The organism is Zoogloea sp. GDB6, assembly GCF_056724105.1.
The window spans coordinates 4,576,889-4,592,227 of the sequence record NZ_CM161497.1; the positions used below are offsets into that span (position 1 = coordinate 4,576,889).

The following is a 15,339-nucleotide window of genomic DNA, read 5'->3' on the forward strand; positions in this document are numbered from 1 at the left end:
GTAAACCTCTCAGAGCGGAATGCCGGTTTTCTGGATGCGCGCGGTCAGCGCGGCGAGCTGTTGGCCGACCGCCTCGTCGGCTTCGGCGCCGAGGGCCAGCTCGACGATGGGCACCATCGCCGACGCGGCGCGGGCGCTCCAGCTGCGGGTCCAGTCCTGCAGCACGTCGCGGTTGTGCTCCGATTCGGCGGCGGCCACCTTGAGCACCGCATCGACCCACTTGCGGGTCTCGTCGAACCAGTCGCTCATGAACTGGGTCAGCATCGCCACCGCGGAGGCGCCGCGCACCGACAGGTGCTCATCGACGATGCGCTCGTACACCAGCGGATACAGCAGACCGTCGAGGGCCACGTTCTGGGCGACGAACAGTTCGAACGGATCGCGCAGCACCAGGCAATCTTCGACGTAGCGGCGCAGCGGCTGCCACGCGGCATCGTCCAGCCAGGCCTGCTTGCCGGCCTCCAGCGCGTCGGTGTCGCCGAGCTGCAGCCCGAGGCGCGACAGGTACTGGGCGATGCCCAGGTTGTCCATCGCGTGGTACATGCACGGCTGGGTAAAGGTGGTGCCGTAGCCGTAGCCGCAGATGAAGGTGTTGTGCTGGTTGGCTCCCCAGGCGGCGTGGCGCAGCGGCACCAGCACCTTGAGGGCAACGTCGCGCAGCTCGTCAGGCAGCATGTCGGCCAGGCCGCGGGATTCGACGAAGGCGAAGTTGGCCTCGGCAGTCTCCTGCTGGCGGGCACGGGTCAGCGTGTAGGTGCTGTAGTAGAACTGGCGCGGGTCTTTCAGCGCATACCAGTCCTGCATCACGATGCGGGTCAGGCTGGCATCGTAGAGTTCCTTTTCGGGCGCCCAGGTGGGCTTGTAGTGCAGGTTTTCGGCAGCCTGGATGTCGTAGCTGCCTTCCTGGTAGCGGGAAGCCGGCTTGTCGCCGAAGCGGCGCACCAAGTGGTCGAAGGCCTGGCGCTGGGGCTGGATGGCGACCGTGCGGAGGTCGATCTGCATGTTGTGTGTCTCCGGGTATTCGGATTATTTGAAGCGGGTGTGGGTGGCGTCGGTGAGGCGCCAGTCCCAGTCGTCCGCGGGCGCATCGGGGTCCCGCGGCGGCAGCATTTCCACCCGGTTGGCCGTGCAGAACTCGGCGAAGGCCTCGCGGCCGAGGATCATCTCGACGAAGATCTCCGGCTCGCCGATGGCGAACTCGAACTCGACGAAACCATTGGGACGCTCGCCGCTGAGGCGCACGAAGCGCCGGGCGGTGTCCAGCGGCGGGTGGATGCTCGTCATGGCCGGCGCTCAGCTGACGACGGACAGGAAGGTCTCGTGCAGCTTGCGCTGCGGGTAGTCGAGGCCCTGGCCGAAGTTGTCGAAGGTCCAGGTCATCGTTTCGTAATCGGGATACGGCAGGTGGCCGCCCATGAAGGTTTCGAAACGGTTGCCGGACGGGTCCCAGGCGTAGATCGTGCAGCCACGGGTCACGCCGTGGCGGGTCGGGCCGATGTCCACTGCCACCTGGTTCATGGACATGATGTCGCCGGCGCGCAGCACCTGATCCCAGCTCTCCATCAGGAAGGAACAGTGGTGCAGCTTGCCCGGCTCCGGGTACTCGGCGAAGGCGATGTCGTGCACCTTCTGCCCACAGGACAGCCAGATCGCCGCATTGGCGTTGCCGTCCGGCGTCAGCACCCGCTCGACGAGGTAGAAACCGAGCACTTCGGTGAAGATCTTCTGCACTTCCGCCACGTTGGGCCCATAGAGCAGCGCGTGGTCGAGGCGGATCGGGGCGATACCATGGTCGCGGGCCTTGCACCACGGGGCCGGATTGACGAGGGGGATGCCGTTGCCAACCTTGGTCTTGTCGGCAAACAGCTCCATCACATGGCCGGAGGGCAGCGTGAAACGCACCCGCTCACCGGTCTCCAGCATCTCGCCGGCAGGGATGCGCTCGGTGGAGAGGCCGTAGGCGCGCAGGTCGGCGTCGAACTTGTCGAGGGTCGCCTTGTCCAGCACGCGGAAGCCGAAGAAGTCGATGCCGGCCCGATCCGCCTCGCGGATCACGTAGCTATTGTGGTCACGCTCGTCCCAGCACTTGAAATAGACCCGCCCCTGGGCGTCACGGCCGGTTTCCACCAAGCCCAGCACGTCACGGTAGAAGCGCACGCTTTCTTCCAGATTCAGCACACGAACCTGGGCATGGCCAGGACGAAGAACACCGGTAAGCGCCATATCTCGTCTCCTTTTATATGGATGTATCGAACGGTTTTTCAGGGAAGCGGGCGATCCGCAGGCGTGCAGACCTTCTTCTGCAACTTGCCGATCACCTTCAGGGAAAGGTCGCTGGAGGGGTACACCCGGCAGGCCAGCAGCCGGCGGTGCGCCAAGTCATCGTCGGAGACGTGATCCCGGCTCATCGTGCGGGTGCTGAACTCGCCTTCGGTGATCTCGACCTTGCAGACGCCGCAGCCGCCGCCGCGGCAGCCCACCGGAATGCCGCGCAGGCCCAGCCGGTGCAGGCCGGAAAGCAGGGATTCCTGCGGTGCGCAGGCGTAGCGGACGTCCGCGTCTTCGATGCTTACGGTGTGGGCCATGGCTCCTCCAGATGTGTATCGACGTTTTCGTCAATCGGCGGCTTTGATCAACTTCATTTATGCCGCGCTTAACTCATCTAATGCAGATGCCGTGCCACTCCGCTAAACATCTGATTATTAAGGCCTCGCTAGAAAAACGGCGCTGCCGCCCTTTGGGGGCACCTGACGCTTTTGTCGATGGGTTTTTTTTGCCTGACAAAAGCGTCAAGCTGCGCTGCAGCAAGCGAAAAAATGAAAATTCCGGCGCAAACGGCAAGCCCCAATCGCAGTCCACTCCGGTGCTTTGTCACACCAGCATGCAAATTGACATGACGTACACACACATTGGCATAAGGCCACGGGGATAATCGCGTGATGCCACCGTCCCCGACCGCCTCTCGCCACCCCCACTGGATCGTCAGGGCGCACTGGGTCATGCGCTCGATATCCTTCGTCAATGCCTTCGCGTTCTTCTCTCTCCACTTGGCCGGCCGGGGGTACGCGGCTTGGGTGTGGTTACTGCTGACCCTGCAGTTCTTGGTCTATCCGCACCTGATTTACCGGCGCGCCTGCCATGCGGAAAACTCCCAACGGGCGGAACTGCAGAATCTGGTTCTTGACTGCATCCTGGTCGCCATCTGGGTTTCCGCGACCGGCTTTCCGCTGTGGATCACCTTCACGCTGCTCATCAGCACAGCAATCAACAACGCCATCAGCCAGGGCTACCGCGGCATCTTCCTGGCCTTCGGCGCCTTTGGGCTGGGCGCCTTGCTCGGCATCGGCATCGGCGGTTTCCAGTTCGTTCCTGAAGACAACCCGTGGATCACCGGCCTGTGCGTGTTCGGCCTCAGCTGGTACCTGCTGGGCATCGGCCGGATCGCCCACACCCGTGCGCTGCTGCTGCGCGCCGTGCGCGAGAACCTCAAGCAGCGGGAACAGGAGCTGCGCCAGGCCAACGAATCGCTGCAGCAGCAACTGGCCGAGAACCTCGCGCTACAGCGCAACCTGCATGAACAGGCCAACCGGGACGCCCTCACCGGCCTGTTCAACCGGCGCTACCTGATCGACACCTTCGAGCGCGAGCTGGCCCGCTGCTCCCGCCAGGGCCAGCCCCTGTGTCTGATGCTGATCGACGTGGACCATTTCAAGCAGGTGAACGATGGACATGGACACCAGATCGGCGACCTGGTGCTGCAGGAACTCGGCCGCCTGCTGGCCCGCGAGGCACGCCAGCAAGACGTGGCCTGCCGCTTCGGCGGCGAGGAGTTCGTGATGCTGCTGCCGGGCCTGCCGGAATCGGCCGCCCACGAACGGGCCGAGCAATGGCGGCAGGGCTTTTCCGACTTGGGTCAGGCCCGTGACGATCTGCCGGGCCCACTGAGCCTGTCGATCGGCGTGGCGCTGTTCCCAGCCCATGGCGCCGATCCTGAGACCCTGCTCCGCGTCGCCGACCAGGCGCTCTACAAGGCCAAGACCGGCGGCCGCAACCGGGTGGTGATCCACGCCCCGACCGAGTCGGCAACGGCCATGCCAGCACCGCAGCCCGTCGCGGGTTGATCTGCCCCGGATGCGTCAGCCTTCCGCCGCCACCGTCCCCTGGCGCAACCGGTAGGCCAGCTGACGCCGCGTGATGCCGAGCAGGCGCGCGGCATGGGTGAGATTGCCGTTGGCGCGCTGCACCGCCAGCTCCAGCAATCTGGCCTCGTGCCGCTCCAGGTCGAAGCCTTCGTTGAGAATTGCCTCGTACAGGCGGTTGCGGCTGTCGTCCCGTTCATTGCCGACCACGCCGGCCCGGTCCACCTCGGCCCCCGGTGCCGTCACCGGCGCGCCGCCGGCGAACAGGTGCTCGATCTCGATGAGTCCGCCGCTGGGCGCCAGCAGCACGCCACGCTCAATGAGGTTCTGCAGCTCGCGCACATTGCCCGGCCACTGGTAGCCCATCAGCGCCTGCATGGCCCGGTCGCTGATGCCCTGCAGCTTCTTGTGGTACGACGCCTCGTACTTCTCGATCAACGCCGCCGCCAGCAGCGGGATGTCGCTGCGCCGTTCGCGCAGCGGCGGAATCAGCACCGGGTAGGTCGCCAGCCGGTAATACAGGTCGGCACGAAAGCGCCCGGCGGCGATAGCCTGCTGCAGGTCCACGTTGGTGGCCGTCACCAGGCGTACATCCACCTTGCGGACCTGATCGTCGCCGAGGCGCTCCACTTCGCCGGTCTGCAGCACCCGCAGCAGCTTGACCTGGGCCGCCAGCGGTAGGTCGCCGACCTCGTCGAGGAACAGCGTACCGCCGTGGGCCCGCTCGAAACGCCCCGGCCGCGAGGTCTGGGCGCCGGTGTAGGCGCCCTTCTGCACGCCGAACAGCTCGGACTCCAGCAGGTCGTGGGGGATCGCGGCGCAATTGACGGCCACGAAGGGCTTGTCGGAGCGGCTGCCGTGGTCGTGGATCCAGCGCGCGAACATCTCCTTGCCGACGCCGGTCTCGCCGAGCAGCAGCACGGTGATCGGGCTGGCCGCTGCCTTGCCGACCAGGTCGAAGGCCGCCTTGAAGCCCGGCGACGCGCCGATCAGGTTGCCCGCCGGTCGGGACGCACAGAGGGTCTTGCGCAGGCGGCTGATCTCCTCGCGCATCTCCTCCAGCTGGCCCTGCAGGTTGTCGGGCTTGAAGTAGTCCAGGTAGCCGTCGTCGCCCCACTCCTCGGCCGGCTTGCCGACGATGTGGCAATGGGCGTCGCCACAGGCGGTGCAGGTGGTCTCGCGAAAGACGATCAGACGGTTGAAGAACTGCGTGACGTAACCGGACGCATAGCCGACCAGCGTCCAGCAGGCCGGGTCCCCACCGATGCCGAACTGCTGCAGGTGGGAGTCGGCTTCCCAGGAATTGTCCCAGTCCACCTCGCCGGCGAAGCTGCCGCGCTCCCAGTCGAGGTCGGACTGCACGATGTTGGAGCGCACCAGCCCTTCGAAGGCGTGCAGTTCCGGCCCGATGCGGAAGACGTCATCGGGATCGCCGCTGCCAAACAGCTTCTTGGCCAGCTCCGCGTCCTGCTGGCCGGACGCGAAGCCCATGCGGATCAGCAGGCCGCGGGCCCGCTCAACGCCGAGGGAGTCGAACAGCTCCCGGCGCAGCGCCCCCATCGCACGGGCGTGGAACAGCAGCATGCGGTTCTCGTCGAGCCAGATCTCCCCCTGCTCGAGGTTGAAGCGCAGGCGCGAGCGCAGGTTGAACTGCTCGATCAGTCTGGTTTTCGTCATTCCCCTCTCCGCGGCATCGGACGTGCCGTTCGTGGGTGTACTGTACTCCGCCCCTTCCCCGGCTAGGCGATGCCGGCGGTCCGGCCGGCGGCCAGCGCCCCGTAGGCTTCCTTCAGCGCCCGGTAGGCCGGGCGCACGCGCTCGATACCTTGCGTGCGGATCCACGCCAGATCGCCAGCCCGGGCCCGCTCCAGCATGCCGCTGCGGGCACGGCGGTAATCCTGCAGACAAGCCTTGAAGGCCTGCACCGCCTGCCGCCCGGGCGCGTCCTGCACGCTGCGCTCGATCTGCGCCAGCTGGCCATCGACGACGCCGTCGAGCGCCTCGATACGCTCCACGTGCGGCAGCGCCTGCTCGCGGTTGCGCGAATTGACCACCAGGATGCTGTTGGTGCGCGTCTCCTCGATGGCATCGAGCAGCGCCACCAGCGCATCGCGGCGCACGTCGATGGCTACGCTGAGGCCGTTCAGCTCGACCAGCCCGGTCATCAGCTGGCGCAGGCCGGCATCGCAGCCATTGACGCGCTCATCCAGCGTGCGCGCCAGGCCGGCCACGCCGCCCATCTCGTCCACCAGGCGGCCGCCGGAGGCCGCTTCGCCGTTGGCGCGGCTGACGATGTTCTCCACCGCCGCCATCGTCTGGCTGGCCCCGTCGGCGATCGCCGCCAGGGTCTGGGCCGCCTCGCCGGTGCTGTCGGCGCTGGCGCCGGCCTGCGCCTTCACACGCGCCAGCAAGACGTTGAGCCCCTCACTGCCGCTCTCGATGGCGGCGATGATCTCGCCAACGCTGACCGTCGCCTCGCTGGTGCGCTCGGCGAGCTTGCGCACCTCGTCGGCCACCACCGCGAAGCCGCGTCCCTGCTCGCCGGCCCGCGCCGCCTCGATGGCCGCGTTGAGGGCCAGCAGGTTGGTCTGGCTGGCGATGCCCTGGATGATCTGCACGATCTTGCCGATCTGCTCGATGTGCGCATGCACACCGGCAAACTCGCTGCCCACCGCGCCCACGACACCCGCCAGCTCGCGCACGCTGTCCGACATCTCGGCCACCCGTCCCCCGCCCTTGGACGCCCGGTCGTGGGCGTCGGCCGCAACACTCAACAGCTTGGTCGCCTCGCTCGACACGTCGGCAATGCCCGACGCCATGCCATCGACAGCGGTCGAAGCGGCGAGCGCAAGCTCCGATTGCTCGTCCGCAGTCTGCACAACGTCGGTGAAGGACGACACCAGCGTGCCGGAGGACACCATCAGGTTGCGCGCAAGCTCGCCCATGCGGCGCGCCGCGCTCACCTTGTCGTGGAGCAGGCTTTCGAGCTTGCGCGCAGAGTCCGCCGCGTTGCGCGCAACGCTTTTATCGTCGAGCACGCCGCGGATGGCGTCGAGCTGGTGCTGCACCTGGCGCAGCGGACGGCGCGCCAGCACGAACACCAGCCCGCCAACGGCCACCATCAGGATCAGGCCGATCCCGGCGGAGAGAATTTCAATCGTCATGAAAAGCCTTTCGCCCTTCGCTTTCGTTCGAGGCAGACCGCCTCTTTGAAAGAGCCTGGGGACAGAGGAACGGCGCGCGGGAGCGAATACACCCGCCCCCACGCGATCTTCCTGAACACACTCAGCGAGAGCTTGCCTGGCGGCTCTTCAAGGCGTCGCGCCGCCGGCCTCGTCGTTCATCAATCGCACGAACAGCTGCCGGAAGGCCAGGTCCTGCTCGCCACCGACGCGGCAGTCGCCGTTCTGGCGGAAGGCGTCTTCGATGGCATGCCAGTCCTCGTCACCGAGGAGACGGCGCGCGGCCGGCAGGATCAGCTTCTCTTCCGTGCTGATGTGCTGCCACTGGGCGTCGGCAAAGCGCTCGATCGCCACGGCCAGCTCACCCTGTCGCGCAACGTTCTGGCGCGCCTCCTCCAGCAGTGCGTCGATGGCCGCCAGCTGGGCGCCGCCGTCCCGGTGTTCCTGCTCCAGCGTCGCGAGCAGCGCATCCAGCCCGCCGTCACGCTGGGCCAGCCGGCTGAACAGATGACGCTCTTCCTTCGGGTGATGCAGCACGTTGGGAAAGGCGCGGAGGTAATGCAGCAGCCCCGCGACGAAATCCAGATCCGGCGCTTCGGCGCCCTCTCCTTTCAGGCGCGCGGCCTGGCGGCGCAGGCCATTGACGACGGCGGCGATGGCGCGGTGCTCGTCCTTGATGATGTCGATGGCCGCGCGGGCCGCGTCGTTGGCGACGTTGCTCTCGACGCTGGCCACCAGCACCGGCAGGCTGCTGTGGGCCAGCACCTTCTGAGTCTGGGAGCCGAGCATCAGCCCACGTAGGCCGCGATGGCCGTGGGAGGCCATGAAGATCAGGTCGCAGCCGCGCTCCGCGGCAACGGACAGGATCAGTTCGTAGGGCCGCGCGCCGGTGCGGGCCAGCGCCTCGCAGTCCAGCCCGACGGCCCGCGCCGCCACCAGCGCCTTGGCCAGGATCGCGCTGGCCTCGCCGGCCGCCGCCGCGGCAAAGTCCTCCGGCGCCAGGGTGCGCAGTAGCGCCCCGTCACCGCTGCCGCCCACGTCCTCGCGGGCGGTGAAGAAGGTGATCCGCGCCTTCAGCGCACGGGCGAAATCGACGGCCTGGCTCACCAGGCTGGCGGACAGTTCCGAACCGTCCAGGGGTACGAGTAGATGCGTGTACATGACGGTTCTCCTAGACGATCGCGGTCTTCTTCGGGCGCAGCAGGAAGTGCCCCAGCGCCGGCAACAGGATCAGCGCGCCGAGCATGTTCCAGATGAACATGAAGGCCAGCAGGATGCCCATGTCGGCCTGGAACTTGATCGGCGACCAGGCCCAGGTGGCGACGGCAATACCCAGCGTGATGCCGGTCAACACCACCACCTTGCCGGTGAAGGTGAGCGCCTTGTAATAGGCTTCCGACAGGCTCATGCCGCCCTTCAGGCGGGCCAGCGTGACGGTCATGATGTACAGCGCGTAATCCACGCCGATACCGACGCCCAGCGCGATCACCGGCAAGGTCGCGACCTTGACACCGATGTTGAGCGCCACCATCAGCGCCTCGCACAGCACCGAGGTGAGCATCAGCGGCAACACCGCGCAGATCACCGCCCGCCAGGAGCGGAAGGTGATGAAGGCCAGCACCACCACGGCCAGGTAGACCAGGCCGAGCATCTCCACGTTGGCCTTCTTGACGACGATGTTGGTGGCCGCCTCGATGCCGGCGTTGCCGGCCGCGTTGAGGATGCGCAGGTCGTCGGTGGCGTGCCGCCCTGCGAAGTCCTCGACCACCTTCACCACGCTGGCGAGGGTGTCGGCCTTGTGGTCCTTGAGGTAGGCGTACACCGTCAGCAGGTCGCAGTTCTGGTTGAACATCTCCCGCGGGGCGCGGGTGATGATGGCGTTGAGGTTGTCCTGGGAGCGGGGAATCTCGAACCACTTCAGGCTGCCTTCGTTCATGCCGGCGTTGGCGACCTTGGCCAGGCCGGCCAGCGAGCTGGTGGCCTCGACGCCGGGCAGCTGCTGCAGCTCGCGCTCCAGCGCATCGACGGCGGTCAGCGTGTCGTAGTGGGCGCAGGCGTACTGGGGCGTCTTCACCATCACGATGTACACGTCGCTGCTGGCCGCGTAGTTGGCCACCATGTAGGCGTTGTCCCGGTTGTAGCGGGAGTCCGCGCGCAGCTCCGGCGCGCCGGGGTCGGTGTCGCCGATCTTCAGCTGGAAGCTCACCACCAGGCCGGCGAGGCCCATCGCGATACCGGCCAGCACGGCAATGGTGGCCCACTTGCGCTGGGTGAACAGGTCGAGGAAGGCCCAGAACGGATGCTTGCGGTGCGCCGTGTCGCCGGCCTCGGCGATCTCCGCCTGCAGGCTGCGGCGGGCCGCTTCGGGGCTGACCCCGGTGTAGGACAGCAGGATCGGCAGCAGCACCAGGTTGGTGAAGATCAGCACCGCCACGCCGATGCTGGCGGTGATGGCCAGATCCTGGATGACCTGGATGTCGATCACCATCAGCACCGCGAAGCCGACCGCGTCGGCGAGCAGCGCCGTCATGCCGGCCAGGAACAGGCGGCGGAAGGTGTAGCGGGCGGCGACCAGCTTGTGGGTGCCGCGGCCCACGTCCTGCATGATGCCGTTCATCTTCTGGGCGCCGTGGCTCATGCCGATGGCGAAGACCAGGAAGGGCACCAGCACCGAGTACGGGTCCAGCTCGTAGCCGAGGGTCGGCAACAGGCCGAGCAGCCACACCACCGCGATCATCGAGCACAGCACTACCAGTAGCGTACTGCGCAGGCAGCGGGTGTACCAGTACAGCACCGCGGTACAGATGGCGATGGCGGCGGCGAAGAACAGCAGCACCTGCTGCAGGCCTTCGATGAGATCGCCGACCACCTTGGCGAAGCCGGTCACGTGGATGGCGATCTTGTCCGACTCGTACTTGGCGCGCAGCGCCTCGATGCGCTGGGACAGCTCGTGGTAGTCGATGCGCGCGCCGGTCTCGGCAACCTTGTCCTGCAGCGGCACCAGCACGATGCTCGACTTGTAGTTGGCCGACACCAGCTGGCCGACCTCGCCGGAGCGCTCGACGTTGAGACGCACCTGGGCCAGGCTCTCGGCGGAGCCGTCGTAGTCGTCGGGCACTACCGGACCGCCGTCGAGGCCGTCCTCCGTGACGCCGGTCCACCGTACCGACGGCGCCCACAGGGACTTCATGTAGGGGCGGTCCACGCCGGGCAGCAGGAACAGCTCGTCGGAGATCTTCTTCACCGTGTCGAGGTAGTCGGCATCGAAGATCGTGCCGTCCTTGGCCTCCACCGCGATGCGCAGGCTGTTGCCCATGCCGGCTAGCTGGCTGCGGTTCTCCAGGAAGTTGACGATGTAAGGGTGCTTCGTCGGGATCATCTTCTCGAAGGCCGCGTTCAGCGACAGGCCGAAGGCCTTGTAGCCGAGGAAGACGCTGACCAGCGCGCAGAGGACGACGATGACGAGGCGGTTGTTGAACAGCAGGCGTTCGGGCAGGGAGCCGGAGCGGGGATCGAAGGCCGTGAGGTCGCGGATCACCACGCCGTCCGGGATATCGTGGGCGTGACTCATTTCTTTGCTTCCGCAGTGAGGGTGGCGGGCTCCACGCGGCTCAAACCGCGGGTGCCGGAAACGACCAGGGCGCCGTCGGCGGCCTGGACCATGCCGGTGAGACCGGTGGGCAAGGACGCGGCCAGCGGCGTGAAGCGGCTTGCCGCCGCGTCGCCGCGCAGCAGGCGGCCGCTTTCGTCAGCCAGCAGCACGGCGCCGTCGGCCAGCTTCAGGCCGGCGGTCAGCGTGACGGGCTGGGCCAGTTCGACCTGCGCCCAGCTGGCGCCGTCGCCACGCCATACGTTGCCGCGCAGGCCGTAGGCCAGCACGCCCTGGCCGCCGAGGCCCAAGGCACCGAAGAAGGTGCCGGCGTAAGGCGTCTGCAGGCGCACGAAGCTGGCGCCGCCGTCGGTGGAGCGGAACAGCACGCCCTGCTCGCCGGCAATCAGCAGGCCGCCGGCGTCCTGGCCGACCGCATAGAGGTGCTTGCCGCCCGGGTTGGGGATGCGCGTCATCAGGGACTGCCAGCTCTTGCCGCCGTCGGCGGTGGCCAGCGCCAGGCCGTAGGCACCGACGATCCAACCGTGCTGGGCATCGGCGAAGAACACACCGAGGAAAGGCTTGTCCGGCCCGTCCTGCAGCAGGCCTTCGGCTTCGCGCAGATGGCGGGCCGCCGCGTCACCGCCGGCGGCGAGCTGCGCGCGGGCATTGTCGACGACGATCTGCGCGGCCTGGCGGCCGTCGAGCTGGCGTTGCCAGGTTTCGCCGCCGTCCGTGCTGCCCAGCACCACACCGCTGTGGCCGACCGCCCAGCCGAGCTTGTCGGAGACGAAATGCACCGCCGTCAGCGCCACGCTGACCGGTACCGCCTTGGCCTGCCGCCAGCTGCGCCCATCGTCGTCGGACAGCAGTACCAGGCCACGTTCGCCGACCGACACCAGGCGCTTGCCGGCCCGGCCGACGGAGAGTTGCAGGGAATGGGCGGCGCGGGCATTGAGCTGGGCCGGTTGCACCAACAGGTCCGGCACCGCGCGGCTGTCAGCCGCACTGGCGGCCGGCGCCAGCAGCGCGAGCAAGGAGAAGGTCGCGGCGAGGCGCAGCGACCGACGACCGGAGAGAGAGGATCGCATCTTGAACACCTGTTCCGCAGCACCGCCGCGCGGCACCGGTGTTCGCGACACCGGCCACGGCAGGCCGCCGGAAAACCAAGGGAAGAACCGGGGTCGGCCGGGCCCGGCGCGGGCTGCGCGCCGGGCCGGCCTTCCTGGGGAGGGAGAACTCAGCGGGCCGCTTCGGCCGCCACCGCGTCGCCGGTGAAGTAGGTTTCCTTCTTGCGCGGCACGATCTTGAAGTCTTCGTCGTTGAGCGCCTGGATCACGCTCATCGTGCCGGCCTGCAGGTTGAAGACGGTGGCGGTCTTCATCATCGTACCCGGCAGCGCCGGCACCACGAAGGGGGTGACCTGGGTGGTGCGCCACAGCTTGCCCTCGGCGTCGAAGCCGTCAGCCAGCGCGATCAGCCAGGTGTCCTCGTCCAGGTAGTAGCGACGCTTGGGCACCGCATGGCGCTTGCCCGCCGCCACGGTGGCCTCGACGACCCACACGCGGTGCTTTTCCCAGCGCACGTGGTCCGGGTTGAGGTGGTGCTTGCCGATCGCGTCGTCCAGCTTGGCGCCGATGAAACCGTTGTCGTTGTAGGGGATCAGCAGTTCCTTCTTGCCGATCAGCTTCCACTGGAAGCGGTCGAGGGCGCCGAAGAAGCCCTGCACCTCGTCGAAGTAGTTGGCGCCGGAAGCCACGAAGTCGGGCGTGTCGTAGGACACCGTCGGTGCGCGGCGCACGCGGCGCTGGCCGACCAGGTACTGCCAGGCCTGGCGGGACTGCTTCATGTCGATGCTGTCGCGGATGACCAGCGACTCGCCGGCCTTGAACGGCGGCTCCAGCGTGTTGAAGCGGAACATCGCGTACTCGCCGGACCAGCTCTCGGGCGTGGCGTCCTTGTAGTACTGCGGATACTGGAAGGCGATCTCGTTGCGGGTGGCCAGGGTCTTGCTGCCGTCCGCGTTACCGACGATGTTCTTGAAGCGGTATTCGATGGACTCGGCTTCGAGGCGCATCAGGTAATTCCACATCACCTCGACGCCTTCCTTCGGAATCGGGAAGGGCGTGCCGCCGATGCAGCCTTCGAGGGAATAGCCACCGTCCTTGGTCTTGCAGCGGGTGGCGTTCTTGAAGACGTTGTCGTACACCTCCTGCGGCGCCGCCGCGGTGCGGTGGGACGGATAGACGTCGACGCGGAAGCTGTCCGGGTACTTGGCGAGCAGCGCCTTGGTGCCGTCGGAGAGCAGGTCGGCGTACTGGGCGGCGTTCTTGGCGGTGACCTGGAAGACCGGCTTTTCGTCGGTGAAGATCTGGGTCGGGATCACACCCAGCTTCTTGCCCGGCAACGGCTTGGTGATGCCGCCGTTCCACGCCGGGATGCTGCCGTCCTTGTTGCCCGCCTTCTCGCCGCCCAGCGGGGTCAGCGTGCTCTTCAGCTTGGCAGCTTCGTCGGCGCTCACCGCGGCGTGGGCGGCCTGGCCGCCGGCCAGCAGGGCCACCAGCGCGGTGGCGAGAATCTTGGTCTGGTTCATGTGTGTCTCCTCGTTGCTTGATGCGAATCAGAAGCTGCGCTGGATCGACAGGGACACGAAGTCGCGGTCGCCATGGAAGTTCTGGTAGGACAGCTCGGGCACCGCGGTGCCGTAGCGCACCACCGAGCCGGCCGATCCGATGTAGTGGGTGTAGTTGAGGCTGCCCTGCCAGGTCTTCTGGTAGTCGGCCTTCACGCCGATGCTGACGTTGCCGCCGTGCTCGGACGGGAACAGCGCGCCATTCACCGACGAGCGTCCGCTGATGCCGTAGCTCATGCCGATCGGCACCTGCAGATCGACGCCAGGCACCACCTGGAAGTACTCGGGCTGGAAGATGAACTGCAGCGCGCTGGCGTCCTTGGTGGCCAGGGGGTCGAGCTGGTCGGCGTTGTCGCTGATCGACAGGCGGCGGTTGTAGGCCAGCTCGCCAAGGAAGGACGCGCCTTCCCACAGGGCGCTGGCGCCGAACACGCTGATCGCCGACATGTTGAGGTGCATCGTCTTGCCGACCGGATAAGCCGCGCGGCTCTTGCCGTTGGAGTCGGCATTGGTGATGACGGCGTTGCCGGAGGCCACCAGCGGCATGTTGTCGCGGAAGGACAGCTCGGCCGCCACGTTGGTCTCGCCGACCAGCGTGCTGACGCTGGCGCCGACGGTGCGGATGTTCTCGCCAAAAACCATCACATAGTCGCCGACACTGCCGGGCCGCACATTGACACCGGGGCGCGCGTAGAACTGGGGCAGCTTGTCGTGGAACTGGGCAGCGTAAAAACCGTACTCGGCATCGCCCGACTTGAACTTGATCTGGAAGCCGCCCTGCCCGGAGTTGCGCGGCTCGATGTCCTGGCTGCGGTAAAGCACCGCGCCGGGGCCGAGGATCAGGGACTCACCCCCTACGTCCACGAAGTCGGCGAAGCTGAAGTAGCTGCCCGCCGCCGGCAGGCGCGTTTTGCGCCATTCGAGCTGGTAGTAGGCACCGATCGATACGGTCGGGCTGAGCTGGACCTGGGTGGACAGCTGGCCGACCGGACGGGCGATTTCCTTGAACTGGGAGTTGGGGACCGACAGGGCCTTGATCAGGTCGAGGGGCGTCTGCGCGCCGGCGATGCCGTTATTGCCGAAGAACAGGCTCTCGCCGTAGAGCTGCGTGAAGCGGCCGCCCTTCACATTGACGTTCATGTCGCCGGGCGCAAAGTTGATGTAGCCGAAGGCATCCATCAGCTCGGCCTTGCGGCCGTGCAGCTGCTCAGTGCCGCGGGTGAACTCGTCGTAGCGGACGGAACGGGAATTGACCAAGGCCCCGCCCAGCGCGCCAGGGTTGTCGTTACCGCGGTTATAGACGTCGTCGTACCAGGCCGCACCGCTGAGGCGGAAGCCGAAGTCCTTCTTGTAACGCATCTCCAGTTCCGACAGCAGGTCGAAGCGATTGGAGATCAGCCCTTTGCCGAAGTTGAGGTCACCATCGTTGGTGTTGGCCTGCGGGCCGATGGAGTTGTCGGCCACCGACGGGTTGGCGTTGCGCACGCGGAAGGCGGCGCTGTACTTGACGGTGTTGTCCCAGCTCAGGGCGACGTCCGGGTTGCCGGTGTCGAAGGCCACCGCCACCGCCCCGCCGCTGCCCAACAGCGTGAGCGCCAGCACCGTGGCGAGGTGCAGCCTGGCTTGGCGCAGGCGAAACGGGGCCGCGTCGGCGGTCCGGAAAGGACGCTTGTTCATGTCTTCCTCCTCATGCGTGATGTGTCTTGCGTCTGCTTGCCCGTCTGATGGCGAAGGCCGCGGGCCTGGATCGCAGCGGGTTGATGCGCAAGTTATCGAGCGGGAGGATTACCGTCCAAT

General features: G+C 67.0%; 12 protein-coding genes. 1 reads left to right on the plus strand and 11 read right to left on the minus strand.

Annotated features, from left to right (window positions below):
* Positions 1–9: 9 nt before the first annotated feature.
* The 4 genes from AC1PQG_RS20920 to AC1PQG_RS20935 are packed head-to-tail and all read right to left on the minus strand — an operon-like array spanning position 10 to position 2,585.
* Positions 10–1,002, minus strand: coding sequence for an aromatic/alkene monooxygenase hydroxylase subunit beta (locus AC1PQG_RS20920; protein ID WP_481119676.1), 993 nt, complete (start codon positions 1,000–1,002; stop codon positions 10–12).
* A 24-nt stretch (positions 1,003–1,026) separates the two neighbouring features.
* Positions 1,027–1,284, minus strand: coding sequence for a phenol hydroxylase subunit (locus AC1PQG_RS20925; RefSeq protein ID WP_481119677.1), 258 nt, complete (start codon positions 1,282–1,284; stop codon positions 1,027–1,029).
* A gap of 9 nt (positions 1,285–1,293) precedes the next feature.
* Positions 1,294–2,223 carry a catechol 2,3-dioxygenase gene (locus tag AC1PQG_RS20930; RefSeq protein WP_481119678.1) on the minus strand — a complete coding sequence of 310 codons (930 nt, stop codon included), beginning with the start codon at positions 2,221–2,223 and terminating at the stop codon, positions 1,294–1,296.
* A 38-nt stretch (positions 2,224–2,261) separates the two neighbouring features.
* Entirely contained in the window at positions 2,262–2,585 is a 324-nt protein-coding gene (locus AC1PQG_RS20935; protein WP_481119679.1) for a 2Fe-2S iron-sulfur cluster binding domain-containing protein, read from the minus strand.
* Positions 2,586–2,939: 354 nt separating this feature from the next.
* On the opposite strand from AC1PQG_RS20935, the gene AC1PQG_RS20940 reads away from it, so the two are divergent.
* Positions 2,940–4,121 (plus strand): sensor domain-containing diguanylate cyclase, encoded by a 1,182-nt coding sequence (locus AC1PQG_RS20940; RefSeq protein ID WP_481123039.1) that lies wholly within the window; start codon positions 2,940–2,942, stop codon positions 4,119–4,121.
* Positions 4,122–4,136: 15 nt separating this feature from the next.
* Here the strand turns inward: AC1PQG_RS20940 and AC1PQG_RS20945 are convergent, their stop codons facing one another.
* The 7 genes from AC1PQG_RS20945 to AC1PQG_RS20975 all read right to left on the minus strand — a co-directional run bounded on the left by AC1PQG_RS20945 (position 4,137) and on the right by AC1PQG_RS20975 (position 15,219).
* Positions 4,137–5,816: a sigma 54-interacting transcriptional regulator gene (locus tag AC1PQG_RS20945; RefSeq protein ID WP_481119680.1), complete on the minus strand. Its 1,680-nt coding sequence runs from the start codon at positions 5,814–5,816 to the stop codon at positions 4,137–4,139.
* A gap of 62 nt (positions 5,817–5,878) precedes the next feature.
* Positions 5,879–7,303, minus strand: a complete 1,425-nt coding sequence (locus tag AC1PQG_RS20950) for a methyl-accepting chemotaxis protein (RefSeq protein WP_481119681.1) — start codon at positions 7,301–7,303, stop codon at positions 5,879–5,881.
* A 147-nt stretch (positions 7,304–7,450) separates the two neighbouring features.
* Positions 7,451–8,482, minus strand: a complete 1,032-nt coding sequence (locus AC1PQG_RS20955) for a universal stress protein (RefSeq protein WP_481119682.1) — start codon at positions 8,480–8,482, stop codon at positions 7,451–7,453.
* A 10-nt stretch (positions 8,483–8,492) separates the two neighbouring features.
* Positions 8,493–10,892 carry an efflux RND transporter permease subunit gene (locus tag AC1PQG_RS20960; protein WP_481119683.1) on the minus strand — a complete coding sequence of 800 codons (2,400 nt, stop codon included), beginning with the start codon at positions 10,890–10,892 and terminating at the stop codon, positions 8,493–8,495.
* A complete protein-coding gene (locus tag AC1PQG_RS20965; RefSeq protein WP_481119684.1) occupies positions 10,889–12,001 on the minus strand; it encodes a WD40/YVTN/BNR-like repeat-containing protein in 1,113 nt (370 codons plus the stop codon). Before AC1PQG_RS20965 ends, AC1PQG_RS20960 begins: the two co-directional genes overlap by 4 nt.
* Before the next feature lie 149 nt (positions 12,002–12,150).
* On the minus strand, positions 12,151–13,503 hold the full coding sequence (locus AC1PQG_RS20970; RefSeq protein WP_481119685.1) for a DUF1329 domain-containing protein: 1,353 nt from the start codon (positions 13,501–13,503) through the stop codon (positions 12,151–12,153).
* A gap of 27 nt (positions 13,504–13,530) precedes the next feature.
* Positions 13,531–15,219, minus strand: coding sequence for a DUF1302 domain-containing protein (locus tag AC1PQG_RS20975; RefSeq protein WP_481119686.1), 1,689 nt, complete (start codon positions 15,217–15,219; stop codon positions 13,531–13,533).
* Between the last annotated feature and the right edge of the window lie 120 nt (positions 15,220–15,339).